Raw genomic sequence first — 20,960 nt, forward strand, 5'->3', positions numbered from 1 at the left:
TATTTACAGATATTTGCGGTTGAAATCCTTACCCAATCTTTGTTAAGTCATGACACCTCTATTCTTATAATGTTATCGACCAAATCTAAAGAGGTGGTAGATAGCATGATTATCCGAAGCGATAGGCTGATGACGATTGATGAAGTGGCTTATTATTTGAATCTTTCGCCGCGAACAATTTACAGGAAAATATACGAGGGTGAACTCCTTGCTTATAAAGTCGGGGGAGTTTGGAGAATGGAACCTCAACTCGTTTACAAGTATTCGCGGCAAAACAAAAGAACAGGAGTGATTCAAAATGGATAACAAATACACTTTATCAGTAATTGCAAGAAAACTATCCAAACTACAATCGGGGCGGTTCGTGACTGAGGATACCGTATGGAACTGGGTAAGGAACGGAGAATTACAGGTCGAACGTGTTCCCAGTCATGTTCAAGCATGGGGCAAATATCCTTATTGGACTGATGAAGCCCACCTGAAGGTAGTATTACAGGGCAAAGGTTATAATACCGATTCTATCTTTGCTTAATATCGCAACAATTAAGGACAAAATAACGATGATTATTACAAATTCATATGACGCTTTACCCGTGGCTTTGCGGTAGCACACGTTAAATAATCGCCCCTGCGTTCACAAGTAGGTGTTGCCCCGTTAGATGGACAGGTATTTGATTTGAAGTTGTGCTTCATCCTCAGATACTACAAATGATTTGTAGCCCCGTCACGGTCGCCTAAAGGCGAGGGATTCATGACAGAGCATGTTTATCATGCGCGTGGTAAAGCCGTACCTGAGCACGCTTGATGTCATGTAGGAAACCTAAACCCACATGTGTTTCTTATTCCCCTACCCCATTAAGGGGAATAATGTTTCCTTACCCACCTGTGTTTCGATTAAATAAATAATCTAAAAATCAGGGCGAAGCCCCGAGCGAAGCGAAGCGGAGCGACCACAAGAAGACGTAACCCACCCCGAAGGGGTGGGAAGAAGAACAACACTAGTCGTAAGTCTTCATACTCTTTGATATGATGAATTTATATCCATAATTAGGGATGTGATAAATAAAATGAATTTCCCTACACAATTAGACAGTGTAGAAGTCTTAAAAGCTACAACTAATGATACATCACGCAAATTAAGTTCAATCATATTTGAAGAAGAAGATGGAACTACTAATGAAGTTCATATAACTGCGTTAGCAATAACAAAATACAAGGATGATGATAGATTCTACCTGTTCTTGTGCGACTGTGATTGGGAAGTTGTTAACGACTTCCTTCTTGATACTCTAGATGAAGCAATGGAATGCGCAAAAATGTACTTCTCTGTCGATTCAAATGATTGGATTACTCTTATTGATTAGCCATCAAATTATATTTTTTTATTATTTTCAAAATGATTCGCAACAGCCCCCCACCATAGAACGATGGTTAGCGTGGAGGGGGAATCAACAATGAAAGTTGAACGTACATTCGCAGGAATAGCATCCCTAGAGGATATTTTATCCTCCATACTAGGTCATCAGTTTGACACTATTGAAGCTGAAAAGTACGATAATGATAGAGCAAATGTCATTCCTTCACACATGGAAGGAGTGGCGAAACAATGAAGTGTGCTATTTATGCTAGAGTCAGTACGAAGAGAGAAGAACAGAAGAACAGCTTGCAGAATCAAATTGCCTTGGCGGAAAGTATCGCTAAGGAACAAGGATTTACAGTTGTTGAACGGTACATTGACAACGGAATAAGCGGTTCAGGTATGAAGAATCGAACTGAGATTTTACGATTGCTCGATGATGCTAAGAAAAAGAAATTTGATGTTGTCATCGCAAAATCGGTTTCACGGTTGGGTAGAAATACGGTTAATAGCATGAATACGGCAGATAACCTTGAGAGGAATAACATTAGGCTTATCTTGCCCGAGGATGGCTATGACACCCAAATGTGTAACAGCAGGTTGAACTTCAACTTGAGGGCAGTTCTTGCAGAAGAGGAAAACTTAAGCCTATCCAACAAGATTAAATGGGGGCTTAAAGCCAGTGCAAACCAAGGAAATCGGGTTGTATCTGTACCTCCGTTTGGTTACCGTACCAATCCCGTTACTAGGAAATTGGAATATGATGAATCAACCGCCCCCATTGTAAAGGAGATTTTCAGACTTTATTTGCATGAAGGATGGGGTATGTTCAGTATCGGTAATCTCCTTATGCGTAGAGGTATACCTACTCCAAGAGCACACTCAGGGTCGGCCAACGCAGGGCAGAAGTGGCATCAGAACACAATTAAAGGCATCCTAATCAACGAAGTCTATACAGGTAAACAAGTGTTCCATAAGGAAGAAACAACACGAATATTAGCCGCATCTGAAACTTACAAGGTAAGGCGTAAAGTTAAAGATGAAGAACATGTTGTTATTGAGAACTCACACCCTGCTCTAATCACTGAAGATGACTTTAATGCGGTTCAGGAACTGATGAAGAAAAAAGGCAAGCATAAGAGCAACGGCAAGGAAAGCTTGTTCTCGTATATCGTTAAATGTCCTGATTGTGGAAGCGGTATGCACTTCAAACCCGATAGACGTAAGGGAGCATATGTCTGTGGCGGCTACGTGAAGTACACTTCTTCCTATTGCACTTCTCACATTATCGAGGAGAAGGTTCTACTGCAAGCTGTTAAAGATGACTTGAAGTCATTGATTAAGGATACAGTGAAGATTGAGCATCTTTATGGAATGGCAGAAGAAAAAGCCGTAGCGGTTCAATCTCACATCCAAAAAGAACTAAATCGGATAGAAAAGCAGTTAATTGAACTGGATAAACGGTTTGATAATTTACTCACCTTACATGTTGAGGGGGCTATAACAACCGACCAGTTCAAGCATCAGAACGAGCGTAACGCCCACCTACAGCAAGAACTGATGAATAAGAAGGCTAACCTCATTGTAGCCATAGAAGAAGGAAAGTACCTCGTAGAACGCAAAGAAGCCTTTAGGAAGGAAGTTGAACGCTTCATCGACCTTGACATTAGCGATGAACAGGTACTGAAGCAATTCCTTCAAAGGCTTATCCAAACAATCGAAGTATTTGAGGATGGAACGATTAAAATAAACTACAATCTCAATCTTTCCAACCCTCTCCCCTCGAATTAAGGTACAGTTTATTGAACTGTATCTTGTCTTTCAAGTCTCACTGTAACCTCCACATGGGCCGTATGCGGGAACAGGATATCCCGGGATTATATGCAAGATTCCGCAAAATCCTTGATCTTAGACCCTTAGCGAGCCACGGAACCCCCTAGCAGCATAGTAGGATTCTGCCCCATTGTGGTATACAAAGACCGTGTCGTAGCGGCGGTCGCAAAAGAGAGCCCCGCCGAGCCTACGAATACGGGCAGGCGTTTGAACCCAACTTGATGTTTTCATATCGAAATTTCCAAGTTGCTGCAGTTCCCGGTATTGTTCTTCTTTTAATAGCTCAATCCCCATGTCAGCCGCCATATCAATTACATTATTATCCGGTTTATGTTGTTTCCTTGACTCCAACGCTTCACGGTCGTAACAAACGCTTCTGCGACCTTTAGGACTTTCCGCCGAACAATCATAGAAAATGTATTCGCCCGTTTTATTATCATAACCAACAACATCCGGTTCGCCGCCGGTTCTTTCCATTTCATTGAGCGACCACAGTTTTGCGATATTCGCTTCTAGCCTGGCTTGTAATTCGGCCCATTCAAGACCTTTGTGGCGGTTCAAGTTTTTCTCAAAGCGGGCTTTCAATGTTCGGAGCAGTTCTTCGCGTTGTTCAGATGACAATTCCTTTGACATGTTCGTTTCCCTCCATTCAATGATTTAAAAAGTTACATCAATCAAAAGGCTTTCTGGTGTCTCCTCCAAGTGATATACCTTATATCGATTATTAGCTGGTCGTCCAGTTTGTTCATATGTTATATCCGCCCGCCCTATACGGTTTAGAATTTGGTCTAGCCTAGATACTGTGTCCTCTACACGACCATCTTCTGAGCAGCAAACCAGATCAATGTCCGAATACTCATCTACACTTTTTGTTCCATCCGATCCTTCCAACCAAACAGCTAAGATATAATCTTCGCCTCTAAGGTCGGATACAATCGCCTCAAGGATTTCGTCTCAGCTGATTCAATTCGTTGGTTAAAACCTTCCCTCTTTGATTAAGGATTTACACTATTCTACTTAAAGATAATCCAAATTCTTAATGGGATTAAAGATCTACGTTAGCTTTGCTAAGATATCCCCAAAACATACCTACAGATTAATCTTATAGACATTTGCTTCACCAAGAAAATCTTTTCTTGTCAATCCTTTTTCTCCAAGCAATATTCGATAATTTGTTATTGTGCCATCATGTGAAATAATGAATACTTTTTTATAACTGTCCCTGATCCAATCCAATAATTTCTTGGCGTACCCTTCAAAAAGTTCCTGTTTAATCCTGTTAATTCCTTCACCCCAACAATCCAATCCGAAGTCGAGTATTTCTGCACCTTTATAAAGATTTGCAATCTCCGTCATAGAATAGATGTGGTCACAAACCAGAAAGGGAAGCTCTCGATTTTGAGGAAACATTCTCGGTCCAACAAGTGGTGTAATGATGAAATCCAAATCATCCTTCAACATAATTGCTGTTTCAATCGTCCGCTTGGTAGGGCTTACTAACACGAGATCATCTGTATCAAAAGATAATTGATCACGTAGCTGATTGACCTGAAATCTCCCGTATTCTGTCAGTCCAGGGTGTAATGTGTTCAAACGATTGGGGTAATCGTTAAGATGTTCTCCATGACCATGCCGAACAAAAATAATTTCCATTGCAACAACCCCTACAAAATAAAAAACCAACTTCCATATTGAGGTATTCGTTAGAAGTCTTAAACTTTCCTGCTCCGTTACTTCAATAAAGATTACTATTTGAATCTTGGGCAACTACTGTCACATCTCAGTCATTACGCACCATCTATTTCCAATTTTCTAACATTGTCTTTTGTAATAGTTTTCGTTATACTACTACTCCTTGAAGCTCTTGATTTAACGTATGGTTCATAATTCTTTAAAAAGTAATAAGCATATTTTGATTTATAACATTTTGCACGATCAATGATATTCGGGCGCCATTTACTTGGATATGCTTAGCAACTTAGAACGCGTGGGAGACCACTGTAAAAACATCGCCCAATATATTCTCTATGGCGAATAGGACGGGGCGCTGCGGGGAAAATATTATTAAAAAAACAAGGGGGTGGGCGCGTGGTAACCCTTCCTGATGGGATCTCTTTACCCAGAATCGGTCAAGGTACGTGGTATATGGGGGATGAGCCGTCCAAGAAAAATGAAGAGCTTCGCACGTTAAGACGCGGTGTGGAGCTTGGATTGAACCTGATCGATTCGGCTGAAATGTATGGCGACGGCAGATCCGAGTCCTTGGTTGGAGAAGCGATCGAAGGGATACGAGATCAAGTGTTTCTGGTATCCAAAGTGTACCCGCACAACGCGGGACTGAATCGCATCGCCGGCAGCTGCGAACAAAGCTTGAAGCGGTTAAAGACAGACCGCCTCGACCTTTATCTTCTTCACTGGAGAGGAAGTATTCCTCTAAGCGAAACGGTAGAAGCGATGGAGCGGCTGGTCGAAGCGGGGAAAATTTTGCGATGGGGCGTCTCGAACCTGGACACGGACGATATGAAAGAACTGTTCGACGCGGCGCGAGGGACACATTGCATGGTCGATCAGGTGCTGTATCATCTTGGTTCCCGCGGCATAGAATACGACCTGCTTCCTTGGTTGAGAGAGCGGAAAATCCCGACGATGGCCTACAGTCCGCTCGCCCAGGCGGGCACTTTACGAAGAGGGTTGGTTGAGCATCCAGCGGTTAAGGAGATTGCCGATCGACATGGCGTGAAGCCGCTTCAGATTCTCTTGGCTTGGTGCATTAGAAGCGGTGACGTGATTGCCATTCCTAAGGCGTCGACAGCAGCGCATGTCGAAGAGAATGCGGAGGCAGAACGGATTAAGCTTACCGAGGAAGACTTGGGGATGTTGGATGAGGCGTTCCCCAAACCGACTAGAAAGGTTCCGCTCGACATTATTTAAGAAAGCTTTCACATGAAAGTTCCCGCAGGTTAGACTTGTTTGATGGATTCCCGAATTTCAAACCGCTGCTTTTCCGTCAGTTTCACCAACTGTAACACATCTCTCCATGTTCTCTCTTGTAGTACATGCGGCAAGATGAGCGGAGGAGCAGTGGCTTTTCTTTATTCCAGGGATTATCGATATATCCTGGTTTATGTATGTACGGATTTTTCCTTCTGTTGAACGCCCCCGCGGGCAAGCTTGCCCATAGCGAATAATCCTCAAGGAACGATGCTTTCGCATGTTCGCTTGCCTCAAGATCGAACAAGGTATCTCTCACATCCATCATTCTGGAGCCGACATTTCGAGATCTTCCCTTCCCGTCGTTGACATCCTCAATATGCCTGAATTCCAAACTTTAAAAGCTTCTTAGGCAAAATATCAATCCATACGCCGCTGCGGGCGACCTGGCCGAACAATCCGCTCGCCGCCACAGCGATAACGCGCCTCCCCGCTTTCCATTCGACCGCTCCATTTGTCTATGCGATGTTTTTCATCCCATAGAAGCCTTTTCGGCGATTTTATGCGCTCTATGCGATGTTTTTCATCCCATGGAGCGCGCTTCTCTCTCACGCGTAAAGGGCCGCATATCGGCCCGATTCCCCGCCGATTGCTGCCCCTCGTCATTTCCCAATATTTCCTGCCCGACCAAATGGTCACGGTTCTCAGTCTCGATTAAAGCCAAACCTCAGGTCCGATTAAGGCTTAATAAACACCGTCTTAATCGAAGTGAAAAATTCAATCGCCGCCTGCCCTTGCTCGCGGGAATGGGAGCTCGACTGCTTCATCCCGCCAAACGGAGCCTGGAGCTCCACGCCGGCCGTCTCGGAATTGACCCGCACAAGACCCGCTTCCATATCCCGCACAAAAGAGAGAATATTCCCGATATTTTGCGAGAAAATCGAGGCGCTCAGGCCAAAGTCCGAATCGTTCGCGATACGGATGGCTTCCTCGATCGAATCCACTGCGATCAGGGCAAGCACAGGACCGAAAATCTCCTCCCGCGCGATCGCCATATCGGGCGTCACTTGATCAAACACAGTCGGCTTCACGAAGAATCCGTCCGCCAGTTCCGCCTCCTCCGGCTGCTCACCGCCGATGAGCAGCGCGGCCCCTTCCTCCTTGCCGATTCTGATGTAGTCAAGCACAGTTCTCAATTGGTTCTCATTGGCGCAAGGGCCAAGCCACGTCTGTGCATCCAATCCGCTGCCGACCTTTAACTGGCCGATCCTGTCCAGCAGCTTCTCCTTGAACGCATCGTACACTTCCCGCATAATAATCACACGGCTGGTCGCAGTGCATTTCTGCCCTGTTGAACGAATGCCGCCACTGATCGTCGCTTCAACCGCCAAATCCAGGTCAGCGTCATTCGCGATAATGATCGGATTTTTCCCGCCCATCTCCAATTGGTATTTCGCGCCCCGCTCAAGCGCCGCGTGGCCGACGCGTTTGCCGACGCTATTGGAGCCGGTGAAGGTGATACCATTCACGTCCGGATGCTCGGCCAATCCCTGTCCGATGACAGAGCCTTTCCCGGATAACAGATTCACCACGCCCGCCGGGAAGCCCGCTTCCGCCAGACATTGCATGACCTTCACCGCTGTAACCGTCGTCTCGTTCGCCGGTTTGAGCACGACGGTATTACCGTATATGAGCGCTGGAGCCATCTTCCAAACCGGAATGGCGACAGGAAAGTTCCATGGGGCAATGACACCGACGACGCCGAGCGGCACCCGGGTGGAGTACATCAGCGCTTCGCTATCGGTAGACGGAATAACATCCCCGATCTTGCGCATCCCCTCGCCGGCGTAATACCGGAGAATTGCGATACCGCGAGCCGTCTCCCCCTTGGCCTCGCCCAGTGTCTTGCCCATTTCGCGCGTCATTGTCTCCGCGACTTCATCCAGCCGCCGCTCCAGCGCATCGGCGGCTTTGAACAGCAGTTCCCCTCTGACCGCTCCGGTCAACGATCTCCAGCCGGGCTGCGCGCTCTTGGCGGAGGCTACCGCAAGATTCAGATCCTCCGGGCCGGATGACGGCACATAGCCGACGATCTCGTTCCTGTTCGCCGGATTAATGCTTTTCACCGTTTCCCCCGATCGGGCGGGCGTCCATTCTCCGTTAATAAAGTTGAAATAGGTTGGTACATTCGTTTGAGTCATCGCTCCCATTATCATACAGCCTCCTTATCGGTATTCTTTTGGCGTGCGGCGGGCAACACCGGTGCGGATAGCCGCCTGGATTACCCGCTCCCGGGTCAATTCGACCACATTCTTATCGAATACACTGGGAATAATATAGTATTTGTTCCGCTTCTCATCCGTAATAACGGAAGCGACCGCCTCGGCGGCCGCAAGCTTCATGTCCTCATTGATTTCCCTTGCCCTGCAATCCAGCGCGCCCCTGAAGATACCTGGAAAACAAAGCACATTATTAATCTGGTTCGGATAATCGGAACGGCCTGTCGCCACGACAGCGGCGATGTCCTCGATGTCCTCCGGATGAATCTCCGGCGTCGGGTTGGCCAGCGCGAATACGATCGGATTAGGCGCCATCGCCAGCACATCGCTGCGCCTGAGCAATCCGCCCCGTGAGACGCCGATGAACACATCTGCGCCCGTCAGCGCGTCGTGCAAAGCGCCTCTGACTCTTCGCGGATTCGTGCGTGCCGCGAAGCTGCGCATCATCGAGCTGTCATACGCCTCGCCATCTGCAATGATCCCGTCCCGGTCGACGCCGATTAGTTCCTTCACACCCGCGGCAAGCAATATATTGCTGATCGCCATGCCGGCAGCTCCGATTCCGCAGACGACAACCTTCACCTCGCCGATCGGTTTGCCCGCCACCTTAAGAGCATTGGTCAATGCCGCCAGTGCGACGACGGCCGTCCCATGCTGATCATCATGAAATACCGGAATATCCAGCTCTTCTTTCAGGCGTCGTTCAATCTCGAAGCAGCGGGGCGAAGCGATATCCTCCAGATTAATGCCCCCGAAGGCCGGCGAAATCAGTTTCACAGTCTTGATGATCTCCTCCGTATCCTGGGAGTCCAGGCAGACCGGGAAGGCGTCGACCCCCGCAAATTGCTTAAACAGCATCGCCTTGCCTTCCATGACCGGCATAGCGGCACGGGAGCCGATGTTGCCCAAGCCCAGTACCGCCGAGCCATCCGAAATGACCGCCACCGTGTTGCGTTTGATCGTCAGCGAGAACGCTTTGTCCTCGTCCTCATGTATAGCGTTGCACACTCTGGCTACATCGGGCGTATATACCCGGGAGAGATCATCCCTGTTCTGGATCGTCACTTTGGGCACGATCTCGATCTTGCCGCCCAGATGCAGCAGGAAGGTCCGATCCGATATATTCACGATGGTCATCCCGGGAATCTGCCTGATCGCGTCGGTCATTCTGCCGATATCGCTTGCATCGATCACATTCACTGTCACGTCGCGTATGCTGATTTCATGGCTCATGTGAATCGTATCGATCGCGACAATATCGCCGCCCATCTCCGAGATGATCGCAGCCACCGCTCCGAATTTTACCTCGTTGCTGTTGAATTCCAGGCGGAGGATGACGCTCTTGCCTTCCAACCTCTTCGTTCCGGTCTCCTCCATAGAGCTGTTCCCTCCATCCGTTAGATATTTAACTTCATAATTACCGTCATATCGCCACCGTATTATCGCCGTTATCGCCATATTTGGTCTCCTGATGTCCTACCAGATGTGCTGAATCACATAAATCCAGAAGCTGACAGACACCACGCTGAATAAAGTGGATAAAAAAGCGGTCTGTGCCGTAAAGTCCGGCTCGCTCCCGAATTCCACCGCCAGCAGCACGCCCGCCAATGAAGCCGGAACCGTACAAGTCAAAAGCAGCGCCTGCGCCAGAATGCCTTCCATACCGAGAAGAAGCAGAATGATGAGGCCAAGCAGCGGAGCGGCGCACAGCTTCAGTACGATGGATACCGCTATATCGCGGTTGCCCAAGCTCCACTTGATCTGTCCCAGCTGCACTCCCAGTGTCAGCAGAGCAAACGCCAGGAACCCCTGCGCCATATACTGTATCGGAGTCAGCAGCGCCCCGGGAATCGCCGTATTCGAGGCATTCAGGACGAATCCGGTTGCCATACAGTACAGGGAAGGATAAGCAGCCATCGTCTTCACGAGACGGCTCCACTTCATCCGCCCCGATACATTGTATAAGCCGAATGTATTCAGGAGGAACGTCTGGGTCATCATCACGATCATTTGTACGGAAAGCGCGAAGGCATCCTGCATGAATACGAGCTGGTTCAGAGGAATGCCGTAGTTCCCGTTATTATCCAGCATAACGCTGTTGCGCACAGCCCCTGCCACAGTGAACCGCAGCCTTCTGACCCGCACGTACAGTTCCACGATCAGCAGCAGCGCGGCATAGAAAATAACAAGAAACAGCAGCACATCCAGGACGGTGGCGGCTGTTACGTTGGATTCATAGGCCAGTATGAAACAGATCGCCGGAAAAAAGATATAAAATAACAGCTTCGTCATTGTTCTGATATCCAGCGGAAACAGCTTGTTCAGCAGCATTCCTGCGATGACCAGAACAGCGATGGGCAGCACCTGATTGATTATGATCGGTATCGCAAGCCCTCCCATCCCTCGTCCAGCCGGCAAGGACGGCACTCCGGAACCGGATGTTTGCCCCCGATCCGAACGCCATCTTATTCCGTCTATTCATTGACCGTCTCCCGTCCCTGTTGTTCATAAGTGCTGAACATACGATAAGGCACGGACAGGTCCTGCAGCAGGTTCGATTTGTCTTCGATCGCAAGCTCTACGGTAATATAGCCCTGATAACCATGCCCCAGCAGCATGTCGATGAACCGGCGGTTATCCGTCACGCCCTGGCCGAACTTGACAAACACTTCCTCCCCTTTGCGGGCCGTTTCCTTCACATGAATATGATGGATCCGATTATGGAGTCTGGCGGCAACCTCATCCAGCCCCAACCCGGACGCTTCAAAATGACCGGTGTCCGCGCAAACGCCCAGATTGGGTGAATCCAGTTCGGAGAAGATGTGCTCATAATCCTCGATAAATTCCAGGTTGTTGCTTGCATGATTTTCCAGGCAGATCAGAACGCCCCGTTCCTCCGAATACGGAACAACCTGCCTGAGCGCTGTCAGAACAGCTTCCATGCCGCCCTGTTGTCCTCTTGCTCCCCCTGTCGCCACAATGCGGTGGCAGCCAAGCTCCCTGGCCGCGTCGATCATACGCAGCTTATGGCACACATCCTTGCTGATCTCATGATGATTCGAGCCGCCGAATGAGGAGCCGTATACCGCAATCGGCTTTAATCCCGCTTCCGCGCATCTGAGCTGCAGACGGCGGATATTCAGCGGCGTCAGATCGGAAGGATACCAGCAGTTCAATTCGATGTGCCTGTATCCGATCTGCGGCATCAGCCTCATGCTGCTTACGAAATGATGATCGCCGAAGCCGTCGCAGGACAGGCTGGCGCATGCCAGTCCGATCATACGCATCCCCCTTCCGTATTGAATTGCATCCGTTTTGGGAGACACTGTTATCGCGTCCCGGGATGCATGCCGATGGCGGAAAACTTGCGGATTTGAGCGGTAATTCCGGTCTCCGTCGGCAGCCGCTCCATACTGGAAGCGCCATAAAAGCCATGCAGTCCCTCCGCCTTCGACAGGACATATTCCGCATCCTCGGGCTCGGATATGGGTCCTCCATGGCACAGTGTGATCACATCCGGATTCTCCTGCGATGCCGCTGCGATAATCGCCCCCACCTGCTCCGCCGCCTCGTCCAGGCTCATCGTCGTCCGGGCGCCGATCGATCCTTTGGAGGTCAGTCCCATATGAGCGACGATGATATCTGCGCCCGCTGCGGCCATCTGCCTGGCCTCCTCCACATTGAACACATACGGTGTCGTCAGCAGCTCCAGCTTGCTCGCTTGGGCGATCATCTTCACCTCCAGCTCGTAGCTCATGCCGGTCTCCTCCAGATTTTGCCGGAACAACCCGTCGCATAAGCCGACCGTCGGAAAATTCTGCACACCGGCAAAACCGATCTCCTTGATCTGCTTCAGGAACCGGTCCATGTTCCGGAAAGGATCGGTGCCGCATACGCCTGCAAGAACAGGCGTATGCTCCACGATCGTCAGTACCTCCGCGGCCATCTCCATAACAATCGCATTGGCGTCCCCGTAAGGCATGAGACCAGCGAGCGACCCTCTGCCGGCCATCCGGAATCTTCCCGAATTGTAGATGACGATCAGGTCGATACCGCCAGCTTCCTCGCATTTGGCGGAAATGCCGGTCCCTGCGCCGCCGCCGATTATCGGACGGCCTTCCTGAATTTTTGTTCTCAGCCTGTCCAGAATATCCACTCTTATCGTACTCACGTGGCTCCCCCTCCCTTCATCAGCTCCATTAACTTGCCGACGGCCCGGTCGGCAAATTCGGGATCGTTAATGGCAGCGTCCACTTCTTCAACCGGGATTTCGTCCTTCACATAAGTCTTGATCGCGCTGAACATCGCCTGGTCCGCTTCCGGCCACCAGAATTCGTTATTTTCGGTGCCGAGGATCGATACGCCCCGCAGCGGCAGCAAGAAAGCGGTCGGACCGCCGGCGCGGTTGGCTTTCTCCGCGAAGATCCGGCCCATCCGCTCATTCTCTTCCGGTGTCGTCCGCATAAGCGTGACGCCAGGGTTCCAGATGTAAAGCTTCCGGTCTGCGAAGGTATCCGGTACGGTAGCCCGCGGACCGAAGTTAACCATATCGACGCAGCCTGGCACGATCAGATGCGGTATACCGGCTTTCCCTGCCGCCTCCAACCGGTCCGGTCCCGCCGCAAATACGCCGCCGCACAGCTCATCCGCCCATTCCGTCGTTGTAATATCGAGCACGGCCGAGATCAGTCCATCCTCCACCAGCTGCTCCATCGTCCGGCCGCCGGTGCCTGTGCAGTGAAACACAAGCACCTCATAACCCGAATTTTCCAGAATATTTCGACATCTGTTTACGCACTCTGTCGTATTGCCGAACATCGTCACCGCAACAACCGGGCGGGTGCTCGCCGTCTCCTCTCTTTCCATCTCCACCATGCCGCATATCGCTCCGACCGCTTCCCGGTAGATAACCCGGCTGATCCGGTTCACGCCCGCTACATCGACGACGGAAGGAATAAGCGTAATATCCCGGGTATCGAGCATCATGCGGGTATCGCCGCTGGCCGCGGTAGAAACAAGCACCTTGGGCACCCCCAGCGGTAGGCTGCGCATCGCAGCACTGATGACCGAGCTGCCGCCTGTGCCGCCCATGCCAAAAATGCCGTCGAATTTCCCTTCATCGTAGAGCAGCCGTACCAGACGGGCAGCCCCTTCGCTCATCGCGGACATTGCCTTCCCCCTGTCTCCCGCTTCCCTCAGAGCGGTCAGCGAGGAACCTGCAGCTTCGGCGACCCGCTCCGCGCCGATATCGACCGTCCCCGATTTCGGGCTTCCGATGACGCTGAAATCCATCTTCAGCGTGCGGTGGCCCCTTCCTTCGATACAAGCGGCAACATAATCGTACTCTTCACCTTTCATGTCGTAAGCGCCAAGCAGCAGGATGACTTTCGAATCCATGAAAATAGCCTCCCGTTTCTTGAAAAATCAAAATGTCGGACCGATCCGCCAGATGCCGAAATCATGCTGTTTCATAATTTCCGACTTTGTCATCTTGCCGTTGCACACCCGGACAACCTCATCCATCAGCCTTTCCGATACAGACGCCAGCGTTTCTGTGCCTTCAATGATCGTGCCGGCGTTAAAATCGATATTATCCGACATCCGTTCATAGATCCCGGTATTCGTCGCGATCTTGATCACCGGCGCGATCGGGGAGCCGGTCGGCGTCCCGCGGCCCGTCGTGAACAGGACGAGCTGCGAGCCGCCGGCGACCATGCCCGTCATCTGCTCGATATCCTGGCCAGGCGTATCCATCCAGACAAGCCCTTTGCGGGAAGGCGCTTGCGCATAATCGATCAGCTCCTGCAGCGCGCTCGAACCGGACTTTGCAGACGCGCCGAGCGATTTCTCCTCCAGCGAGCTCAGACCGCCCTTAATATTGCCAGGGCTCGGATTCCCGGTGCGGATATCGATCCCCATTCCGAAGGCGCGCTTCTCCATCGCCCCGATCACCTCATACACGCGCTTGCGCACATGCTCGTTCACCGCCCGCTCGGCCAGCAGATGCTCGGCGCCGATCAGCTCGGTCGTTTCGGCCAGTATGGCGGTTCCCCCTTCAGTGACCAGCATATCGCTGAACCGGCCGACAGCCGGATTGGCCGACAGCCCGGAGCAAGCGTCCGAGCCGCCGCATTCGGTGCCCACGATCAGATCGGATAATGAGCATTCCACTCTCATCTCCGCGGACGCCTCCTGCACCATGCGCGCGGCCAGGCGGGCCGCCTGCGCGATCGCGCTGAGCGTGCCGCCCTCGTCCTGTATGGAGACGAGCTCGACAGGCTTGCCCGTTTTCTTTAATTCCGAGTAGACGCTTCGCGCCTGATGGGTCTCGCATCCGAGTCCCATGACGACAACGCCGTACACATTCGGATTCGCGCCCATCCCGTAGTAGGTGCGGAACGTCTGATCGTAATCCACGCCCACCTGTGCGCAGCCGTGCTGATGAATGAACGATACGGCACCCTGAACCAGATCTGCAGCCTGCTTGGCGGCCTGCGTCGCACAGGTAATCGTCGGCAGAATCAGCACATGGTTGCGAATCCCGACACTGCCATCGGGCCGCCGGTAAGCCATTATTTTGTGGTCACTCGTTGTCATTGCGGTCACCTCTTCCACGTTTGCCTTCCAGATTATGAACATGCACATGCTCCCCAGCACGAATATCGCATACCGCCGCTCCGATAACCTGGCCGTATTTACAAATATCTTCTCCCTGCAAAATGGAGCGGACCGCGAATTTGTGCCCGAATTCGATCCGCTGAGCGAGCAGCACCTGCTCCTGCCTGCCGTCCGCCTGAACGGTCACCGTAGCGCCGGAAGCCAGCTCCTCAAGCGCAGTCGCCACATTGTCGGTTGTGTTTAACCATATCGTTTTGTAAGCAGTCATACCAGGTTCACCTCTCGCCGAAGTAATTGTGGAATCAGACGCCATCGTAAGCGCTGCGGATAATGGCGCGGATGTCCTCAGGCGTCGTGAGACGCGGATTGATCAGGACATTGCCGCTTCGCATCGAATCCTCGACCATCTTGTCGAGCGCCTGTATATCCACGCCCAGATCCCGAATGTTCGCCGGAATGCGGAGACGCCGGTTCAGGTCTACAACGGCCTCTACCGCCATTTCCGCCGCCCGCTCCCGGGAGACCCCTGCGGTATTACAGCCGAGTGCTTCGGCAATATCGGCCATTGCCTCCACACATGCAGGGAGATTGAAGCGCATGACATACGGCAGCAGTGCAGCGTTGGCAACGCCATGCGCGATATTGAAGATGCCGCCCATCGTGTGCGAGATCGCGTGCACATTGCCCAGCCGCGACTGGGCAAAAGCGGCTCCGGCCATCATCGAGGCAACGAGTATCTGTTCCCGGCTGCACACATCGGTTCCGGCATAGTAGGCCTTGTCGATGTTAGCGGCGATCATCCGGATCGCCGCCAGTGCAAACGCCTGGCTGACCGGGCTGGCCGCCTTGGACGTATACGATTCAATTGCATGTGTAAGCGCATCCATTCCAGTGGCGGCAGTAATGGATTGCGGCAGCTTCAACGTCAGCAGCGGATCGAGTATCGCAAGCCTGGGGAAAAGATAAGGACTGATAACAGCCGCTTTGAACGACGTCTGCTTATTCGTTACAATCGTTGCCGCGGTCACTTCGCTTCCCGTTCCGGCCGTCGTCGGAATAGCGACCAGCGGAACACCGGAATTCGCGATTTTTCCGACGCCTTCATAATCCAGAATGTTCCCGGGGTTGCCGGCCATGACAGAGATGCCTTTCGCCGTATCGATGCTGCTGCCGCCGCCAAAGGCAATTATACAATCGCAGCCGTGTCCGCGCAGGCTATCCAGTCCGCTCATGATGCTTTCAGCGCTCGGATTGGGCTCCACTTTGTCATAGATCGCATATTCAATGTCCGTGTTTTGCAGGGAGGCCAGCATGTCGCCCAGCATATTCGCTTTTACAATGCCCGCATCCGTCACGATCAGCGCTTTGCGGATACCGTATGAAGACAGGAACTTGCCGGTACGGCTTGTTAATCCGGCGCCGCATTCCACTCGGGTCGGCATATAATATTGGTAGTCCACGTTGTTGCCTCCTCGCTCTTTGGCATATACATTCTGTAATAGGTCTGCCTGAGCCCAATAAAATGATGCCATGAAGCCGCTTTTCTTTCTCTCATGGCACTTTTCTCATACGGGCGGCTCGGCCTCCAATTGCTCATCTTTCTGAATTTCGTTAATTAACCGGCTCGTGGCATCGCCCATATGCGCTTCCATCGCTTTGACCGCCTGAAGAGGATTCCCTTCAGAGACCGCTTTATAAATGTTGTAATGATCGACGTAGGAGAAGCTCGTTTCTCCGGCGGCATCGATCACGCATTTGATCCAGGTCCGAAGCAGCGACTGCAGACTGGTCAATACCCCTTTAAGCGCTGTGTTCTTGGCCATCTCCGCCAGCTTCAAATGAAACGCGATATCGTGCTCGACAAAATTGTCCAGCGTGGAATGCTTCAACCGCTCCAGAATCTCGCCAAGCTGCTGCACTTCCTCCGGCGTTCTTCGCTCGGCCGCATATTTGACGATTGAAATCTCGATTTCCTTCCTTGCTTCAATAATATCCATCATGTGCTTCTCGCCAAGCAGCAGTCCCCATTCGATCGATTGGGTGAGAAGAGCCGAATCCAGCTTCTTCAGATAGGTGCCGTCACCCTGTCTCACTTCGACGATGCCAAGCACAGTCAACGCTTTAAGCGCTTCACGGATGGCCGAGCGGCCTACCTGCATCGCTTCCTGAAGCTTGCGCTCCGTCGGCAGCTTATCGCCGGGACGAATGCTCCCGGAGAAGATATAATCCAGCAATCTCTTCGTCAGTTCGACGACCAGAGAGTTTTTGGGGACCGGCTCGAATTGGTATTCCTTATTATTCAACATGGGCTTCATTCCTCTTAGTCAATTGGTCAACCTATAGAGGAATTCTAGAGAAACATTGGCATTTCGTCAAGCTGCTCTACACGGCCAGCCCGCGCTGCAGGAACGCTCTGCTGAGCATGGCGCATTCCAAAGGCGTCCGGTCCAAGCTCAGTCCATCGTTACCGTTTTGCTCCACCAGGATCCAGCCCTGATAGCCTGTATCCCGAACCCATTGAAAGACAGCCTCGTAGTCGCAATATCCCTCCCCGAGCGGCGTATTCAGATCCGTCCGTTCATTCCAATCCTTGAACTCCATGAACTTGATCCGCTCCTTATATTTTCTCAGAAACGCAATCGCCCTCTCCTGTGGAGGAAGCTCGATAAAGTCCTTGGTCGCATGGCCCAGATCCAGCATCATGAATACGCGGGCGGGGTCGACCTCCGCATGCACGCGTTCCAGGTCGGTGAAGGTTTCCCCTATGCCTCTCGTATGATTATGGTAGAACGTCCTGACTCCGTATCCGAGACTCATCTCGCCGATCCGGTCCAGCCACTCCCCCAATTCACGGTAGGCCTTCGGGCCGCCCTTGGGGTCGATGTACGCCAGAATCTCGCAGCCGTTGACGGCCAGGCATTCGCATACCTTCTTGTAATAATCGAAGTCCGGCTGGAAGTGGACGTCCACACTTGCAAGCTTCAACCCGTTCCTGTCCAGCATCGCCTTCAGCTGATGCGGCCGGTCCATGAAGCTGGCCAGGCTGCTGCTTGCAAATCCGGTAATTCCGTCATACCCCGCTTCCTTGACTTCCATAAGCCAAGGCTCGAATTGTTCACCGGCTGGATTGTTCCAGTTCAGCCCCATTGCCGCCACTTGAATATCCGTTTTCATAGCACCCTCCTACCACGGTAATGGATTGCCTTCATGGTCCATATAAATGTCTTCATTAATCTCCGTCCGGCTTTCGATGAGCGCAACAATATTGCGGGCGGACTGAATCGACTCGAAGGGAGCGTCCTTCATCCGCCCGATGTCACCGAAGAGATGGGTCCGCATCCAACCGGGATGAATGGCGAGCACTTTAAGCCCCTGGTCTTTCAAGTGGTTATGAATAATTTTGGACTGCATGTTCAGGGCGGACTTGGACATCGTATAGCCGAACTGGTTCATCCGGGTAACCAGCGAGACACTGCCTGCAACCGAGGAGATATTGACAAGCGTCTTGCTCCGGGCGTTCAGCAGAAGCTCGATCACCGATTGCGTCACCCGCAAAGGGCCGAGCGTGTTAATATCGAACAATTGTAGAATATCCTCTTCATACTGAGCTTCCAGGATCGTTCCGGAGCGGTCGCTGGCCAGCCCGGCGTTGTTGATGAGCAGATTCAGCGAATCCGTATCGGCCTGGATCGTCTCCGCAGCTTCGTCGGCAGATGCGCGGCTTGTCACATCCAGCGGCACAATCACCAGGTTGTCCTTTCCCCCACATTCCCGCTGCAGGCCCCCAAGCTCCGGCCAATGCGGCAGAAAGCTGCCGGCATAAACCTTGTACCCTTTCTCCAGCAGCACACGAACCAGTCCGAGCCCAAGCCCTCTGTCGGCGCCTGTTACATAAGCGTTTGCCCGTTCCATTACAAGGTCACCATCCTGTTGTCCCTGTGCGATTGAAGGATCGCCCGACTGACCCGGAGCACCGCCAATCCGTCTTCGGCCGTCATCTGCGGCTTCCGGTCATGCAAAACGCAATCGACGAAATGAAGGTTTTCTACATAATAGGACTGTCCATCCAGAGGATCGGCGAATGTCTCGGTATATTCTTCTTCCATATTTTTGGTCCTGTAGGTCAATCGGTCGAAATTCCAGGTGCCGGGTCCGCTGATCATGACCGTCCCATCCCTTCCGGCGATTCCCCTGCTGTTAAACTCCAGATAAGAAGACCAGCTCGCTTGAATGAACGCCGCCTGACCGTTCCTGAGCTTCAGCACGGCAAGGGTATTGTCGTCGTATCCGGGAAGATCGAGCCGGGAATTGGCCACATTGCCATAGACGCACTCCACCTCGCTCCCCGACAGCCAGCGGAAAATATCGATGTCGTGGGAGAGGGACTCGATCGTAAAGCCGCTCATCTGCTGCCGGTTCGTCCGCCATGTCCCGCCTTGACTCCCCATCCCCATCCGCTGGCTCCAGTAGTTCAGCACGTCGCCCAGCCGACCGGAATCCAGTACAGCCTTCAGTTTCCCATATGCTGTCCGATGTCTCATATTGAAGCCGACCATCGCCTTGCGGCCAAGCCGATGCGAAGCCTCGACGATCTGCTCGGCGTCTTCCTCGGCAATGGCAATCGGCTTCTCGATCATGACATGCTTGCCTTCCTCCATCGCTTCGATCGCGATATCCTTATGAAAGGAAGGCGGGGTCAATATATAGACCAGGTCCGCTTCCTTGATACCGGCTCTCCAGTCCGTGCACGCCACAGCCCCGCAGGAAGCCGCAAGCTCCGCAGCCCGCTGGTTATCCACATCGCAGGTGGAGATCACCTGCGCATCTCCGATGCGTTTCAGGCTTTCGACATGATGACGGGAAATCCCTCCACTTCCGATGATCGAGATCTTAACCATTGCACACGCCTCCCGTCAATTCTCAATCTCCCCAATGGACCGGTTCCAGCTTGCCGGAAGCAACGGAACGCATCAGGGCGTCCGTGACGATGTAGTTGGCGACCGAGTCCTTCACCGGAAAATGTGGGGCAGCGCCTTCTGTAATGCAGCAGTACAGATTGTCAAGCTGCAGCCCGTAGCTGCTCATGACATCGAACGAAAAGGTCTCGGAACGCATCGGTCTCGATTCATAAGCGCCGTCCATCTCCAGCACGATTTCCCGCTTCTGCGTCTTGGTGACGATAAGATGGGGAATAAGCAGCGTCCCCTTCGTGCCGCATACTTTGATTTCCTCCCTCCATACGGAGCGGTGATTGGTTTCGAACTGGGCGGTCACCCCGTTCTCATACAGAATCGTTCCCGTTTCGCCGACCTCCACATTGATATCCGGATTCGTCGATTCAATACAGAAGGCTGCCTTTGCTCTCGAACCGGAGAACAGATTGCATGCGTCCACGAGATAACAACCTTTGGCGGTCATGGAACCGCCGCCCTGACTGCGATTATTACGCCAGTTGCCCGGGTTGTCGCTGGCATAATCGCTGAATTGCGCATGAATGTAGCGGATATCGCCGATCGCGCCGGATGCCAGAAGCGCCTTGGCCCTGGCAATCTGCGGATGGCTGCGGTACATCAATCCCTCCACGACCAGCGTGCCGCTTGATTCCGCAAGCTCCATAATCTGCCTGGCTTGCTCCGAGTTCAGTGCTAGCGGCTTCTCGCAAAGAATATGCCGGATCCCATACTCGATGGCTTCCCGGATCAGCACCGGATGAACGGTCGGAAAGGCGACGATGATCAACAAATCCAGCTTATGGCCGGTGGCCATATCCTTCAAAGAGCCATAGCTGTTTGCAATGCCATATGTGCGGGCGAACTGCTCCGCTCTGACCGGATCAATGTCCGCACAGGCTGCCAGGACAGCGAACGAACTGTCCCGAATTGTGGCGGCATGTGTATTCGCATGACCTCCGCATCCAACGATGCCTACTGTAATCATTTTTC

The 20,960-nt window shown here is 52.0% G+C and carries 23 protein-coding genes; 7 read left to right on the forward strand and 16 right to left on the reverse strand.

Annotation, left to right across the window (positions count from 1 at the left end; translation table 11 throughout):
• Positions 1-105: 105 nt before the first annotated feature.
• The 5 genes from IEW11_RS09545 to IEW11_RS09565 all read left to right on the forward strand — a co-directional run bounded on the left by IEW11_RS09545 (position 106) and on the right by IEW11_RS09565 (position 3,148).
• Complete coding sequence (locus tag IEW11_RS09545) at positions 106-306, forward strand: helix-turn-helix domain-containing protein (RefSeq protein WP_188530831.1); 201 nt, start codon at positions 106-108, stop codon at positions 304-306.
• Positions 299-532, forward strand: coding sequence for a hypothetical protein (locus IEW11_RS09550; protein WP_188530832.1), 234 nt, complete (start codon positions 299-301; stop codon positions 530-532). Before IEW11_RS09545 ends, IEW11_RS09550 begins: the two co-directional genes overlap by 8 nt.
• Positions 533-1,067: 535 nt before the next feature.
• Complete coding sequence (locus tag IEW11_RS09555; protein WP_188530833.1) at positions 1,068-1,364, forward strand: hypothetical protein; 297 nt, start codon at positions 1,068-1,070, stop codon at positions 1,362-1,364.
• A gap of 90 nt (positions 1,365-1,454) precedes the next feature.
• Positions 1,455-1,610 carry a hypothetical protein gene (locus IEW11_RS09560; protein WP_188530834.1) on the forward strand — a complete coding sequence of 52 codons (156 nt, stop codon included), beginning with the start codon at positions 1,455-1,457 and terminating at the stop codon, positions 1,608-1,610.
• Positions 1,607-3,148: a recombinase family protein gene (locus IEW11_RS09565; protein ID WP_188530835.1), complete on the forward strand. Its 1,542-nt coding sequence runs from the start codon at positions 1,607-1,609 to the stop codon at positions 3,146-3,148. Before IEW11_RS09560 ends, IEW11_RS09565 begins: the two co-directional genes overlap by 4 nt.
• A 117-nt stretch (positions 3,149-3,265) precedes the next feature.
• On the opposite strand, the gene IEW11_RS09570 is transcribed toward IEW11_RS09565, so the two are convergent.
• Positions 3,266-3,823: a DUF4256 domain-containing protein gene (locus tag IEW11_RS09570; protein WP_188530836.1), complete on the reverse strand. Its 558-nt coding sequence runs from the start codon at positions 3,821-3,823 to the stop codon at positions 3,266-3,268.
• A 456-nt stretch (positions 3,824-4,279) separates the two neighbouring features.
• Positions 4,280-4,843 carry a phosphoglycerate mutase family protein gene (locus IEW11_RS09575; protein WP_188530837.1) on the reverse strand — a complete coding sequence of 188 codons (564 nt, stop codon included), beginning with the start codon at positions 4,841-4,843 and terminating at the stop codon, positions 4,280-4,282.
• Positions 4,844-5,150: 307 nt separating this feature from the next.
• On the opposite strand from IEW11_RS09575, the gene IEW11_RS09580 reads away from it, so the two are divergent.
• The gene (locus tag IEW11_RS09580) at positions 5,151-5,228 is read left to right on the forward strand and encodes a PhoU domain-containing protein (protein ID WP_268237377.1); all 78 of its coding nucleotides are present in this window, start codon (positions 5,151-5,153) and stop codon (positions 5,226-5,228) included.
• Between the two features lie 50 nt (positions 5,229-5,278).
• Positions 5,279-6,121 carry an aldo/keto reductase gene (locus IEW11_RS09585; RefSeq protein WP_229725087.1) on the forward strand — a complete coding sequence of 281 codons (843 nt, stop codon included), beginning with the start codon at positions 5,279-5,281 and terminating at the stop codon, positions 6,119-6,121.
• Positions 6,122-6,858: 737 nt separating this feature from the next.
• On the opposite strand, the gene gucD is transcribed toward IEW11_RS09585, so the two are convergent.
• The 14 genes from gucD to IEW11_RS09655 all read right to left on the reverse strand — a co-directional run bounded on the left by gucD (position 6,859) and on the right by IEW11_RS09655 (position 20,955).
• Entirely contained in the window at positions 6,859-8,322 is a 1,464-nt protein-coding gene (gene gucD / locus IEW11_RS09590) for an alpha-ketoglutaric semialdehyde dehydrogenase GucD (protein WP_188530916.1), read from the reverse strand.
• Between the two features lie 24 nt (positions 8,323-8,346).
• Positions 8,347-9,777, reverse strand: coding sequence for an NAD-dependent malic enzyme (locus tag IEW11_RS09595; RefSeq protein ID WP_188530917.1), 1,431 nt, complete (start codon positions 9,775-9,777; stop codon positions 8,347-8,349).
• Between the two features lie 99 nt (positions 9,778-9,876).
• Positions 9,877-10,818: an AEC family transporter gene (locus tag IEW11_RS09600; RefSeq protein WP_188530838.1), complete on the reverse strand. Its 942-nt coding sequence runs from the start codon at positions 10,816-10,818 to the stop codon at positions 9,877-9,879.
• 56 nt (positions 10,819-10,874) lie between these two features.
• Positions 10,875-11,681 carry a sugar phosphate isomerase/epimerase family protein gene (locus tag IEW11_RS09605; protein WP_188530839.1) on the reverse strand — a complete coding sequence of 269 codons (807 nt, stop codon included), beginning with the start codon at positions 11,679-11,681 and terminating at the stop codon, positions 10,875-10,877.
• Between the two features lie 47 nt (positions 11,682-11,728).
• Positions 11,729-12,571: a phosphoenolpyruvate hydrolase family protein gene (locus tag IEW11_RS09610; RefSeq protein ID WP_229725089.1), complete on the reverse strand. Its 843-nt coding sequence runs from the start codon at positions 12,569-12,571 to the stop codon at positions 11,729-11,731.
• Positions 12,568-13,797 (reverse strand): Tm-1-like ATP-binding domain-containing protein, encoded by a 1,230-nt coding sequence (locus tag IEW11_RS09615; protein ID WP_188530840.1) that lies wholly within the window; start codon positions 13,795-13,797, stop codon positions 12,568-12,570. Before IEW11_RS09615 ends, IEW11_RS09610 begins: the two co-directional genes overlap by 4 nt.
• Positions 13,798-13,824: 27 nt before the next feature.
• Positions 13,825-14,997, reverse strand: a complete 1,173-nt coding sequence (locus IEW11_RS09620; protein ID WP_188530841.1) for a UxaA family hydrolase — start codon at positions 14,995-14,997, stop codon at positions 13,825-13,827.
• A complete protein-coding gene (locus IEW11_RS09625; protein ID WP_188530842.1) occupies positions 14,984-15,286 on the reverse strand; it encodes a UxaA family hydrolase in 303 nt (100 codons plus the stop codon). The genes IEW11_RS09620 and IEW11_RS09625 overlap by 14 nt, the downstream gene beginning before the upstream one ends.
• A gap of 34 nt (positions 15,287-15,320) precedes the next feature.
• The gene (locus IEW11_RS09630) at positions 15,321-16,478 is read right to left on the reverse strand and encodes an iron-containing alcohol dehydrogenase (protein WP_229725091.1); all 1,158 of its coding nucleotides are present in this window, start codon (positions 16,476-16,478) and stop codon (positions 15,321-15,323) included.
• A 105-nt stretch (positions 16,479-16,583) separates the two neighbouring features.
• Positions 16,584-17,324 (reverse strand): FadR/GntR family transcriptional regulator, encoded by a 741-nt coding sequence (locus IEW11_RS09635; RefSeq protein WP_188530844.1) that lies wholly within the window; start codon positions 17,322-17,324, stop codon positions 16,584-16,586.
• Between the two features lie 76 nt (positions 17,325-17,400).
• Entirely contained in the window at positions 17,401-18,192 is a 792-nt protein-coding gene (locus IEW11_RS09640; protein ID WP_188530845.1) for a sugar phosphate isomerase/epimerase family protein, read from the reverse strand.
• A 9-nt stretch (positions 18,193-18,201) separates the two neighbouring features.
• A complete protein-coding gene (locus IEW11_RS09645; protein WP_188530846.1) occupies positions 18,202-18,930 on the reverse strand; it encodes an SDR family NAD(P)-dependent oxidoreductase in 729 nt (242 codons plus the stop codon).
• Positions 18,930-19,916 carry a Gfo/Idh/MocA family protein gene (locus IEW11_RS09650; protein WP_188530847.1) on the reverse strand — a complete coding sequence of 329 codons (987 nt, stop codon included), beginning with the start codon at positions 19,914-19,916 and terminating at the stop codon, positions 18,930-18,932. Before IEW11_RS09650 ends, IEW11_RS09645 begins: the two co-directional genes overlap by 1 nt.
• Positions 19,917-19,938: 22 nt before the next feature.
• Entirely contained in the window at positions 19,939-20,955 is a 1,017-nt protein-coding gene (locus IEW11_RS09655) for a Gfo/Idh/MocA family protein (protein WP_188530848.1), read from the reverse strand.
• Positions 20,956-20,960 lie beyond the last annotated feature (5 nt).

The organism is Paenibacillus abyssi (assembly GCF_014640295.1).
GTDB lineage: Bacteria > Bacillota > Bacilli > Paenibacillales > Paenibacillaceae > Paenibacillus_D > Paenibacillus_D abyssi.

Excerpts from the sequence above, each read along its gene's own strand:
- IEW11_RS09550 (WP_188530832.1), top strand. The coding sequence starts at position 299 with ATGGATAACAAATACACTTTATCAGTAATTGCAAGAAAACTATCCAAA.
- IEW11_RS09625 (WP_188530842.1), bottom strand. The coding sequence starts at position 15,286 with ATGACTGCTTACAAAACGATATGGTTAAACACAACCGACAATGTGGCG.
- IEW11_RS09595 (WP_188530917.1), bottom strand. The coding sequence starts at position 9,777 with ATGGAGGAGACCGGAACGAAGAGGTTGGAAGGCAAGAGCGTCATCCTC.
- IEW11_RS09620 (WP_188530841.1), bottom strand. The coding sequence starts at position 14,997 with ATGACAACGAGTGACCACAAAATAATGGCTTACCGGCGGCCCGATGGC.
- IEW11_RS09555 (WP_188530833.1), top strand. The coding sequence starts at position 1,068 with ATGAATTTCCCTACACAATTAGACAGTGTAGAAGTCTTAAAAGCTACA.
- IEW11_RS09575 (WP_188530837.1), bottom strand. The coding sequence starts at position 4,843 with ATGGAAATTATTTTTGTTCGGCATGGTCATGGAGAACATCTTAACGAT.
- IEW11_RS09655 (WP_188530848.1), bottom strand. The coding sequence starts at position 20,955 with ATGATTACAGTAGGCATCGTTGGATGCGGAGGTCATGCGAATACACAT.
- gucD (WP_188530916.1), bottom strand. The coding sequence starts at position 8,322 with ATGACTCAAACGAATGTACCAACCTATTTCAACTTTATTAACGGAGAA.
- IEW11_RS09560 (WP_188530834.1), top strand. The coding sequence starts at position 1,455 with ATGAAAGTTGAACGTACATTCGCAGGAATAGCATCCCTAGAGGATATT.
- IEW11_RS09545 (WP_188530831.1), top strand. The coding sequence starts at position 106 with ATGATTATCCGAAGCGATAGGCTGATGACGATTGATGAAGTGGCTTAT.
- IEW11_RS09640 (WP_188530845.1), bottom strand. The coding sequence starts at position 18,192 with ATGAAAACGGATATTCAAGTGGCGGCAATGGGGCTGAACTGGAACAAT.
- IEW11_RS09605 (WP_188530839.1), bottom strand. The coding sequence starts at position 11,681 with ATGATCGGACTGGCATGCGCCAGCCTGTCCTGCGACGGCTTCGGCGAT.
- IEW11_RS09650 (WP_188530847.1), bottom strand. The coding sequence starts at position 19,916 with ATGGTTAAGATCTCGATCATCGGAAGTGGAGGGATTTCCCGTCATCAT.
- IEW11_RS09635 (WP_188530844.1), bottom strand. The coding sequence starts at position 17,324 with ATGTTGAATAATAAGGAATACCAATTCGAGCCGGTCCCCAAAAACTCT.
- IEW11_RS09570 (WP_188530836.1), bottom strand. The coding sequence starts at position 3,823 with ATGTCAAAGGAATTGTCATCTGAACAACGCGAAGAACTGCTCCGAACA.
- IEW11_RS09645 (WP_188530846.1), bottom strand. The coding sequence starts at position 18,930 with ATGGAACGGGCAAACGCTTATGTAACAGGCGCCGACAGAGGGCTTGGG.
- IEW11_RS09565 (WP_188530835.1), top strand. The coding sequence starts at position 1,607 with ATGAAGTGTGCTATTTATGCTAGAGTCAGTACGAAGAGAGAAGAACAG.
- IEW11_RS09615 (WP_188530840.1), bottom strand. The coding sequence starts at position 13,797 with ATGGATTCGAAAGTCATCCTGCTGCTTGGCGCTTACGACATGAAAGGT.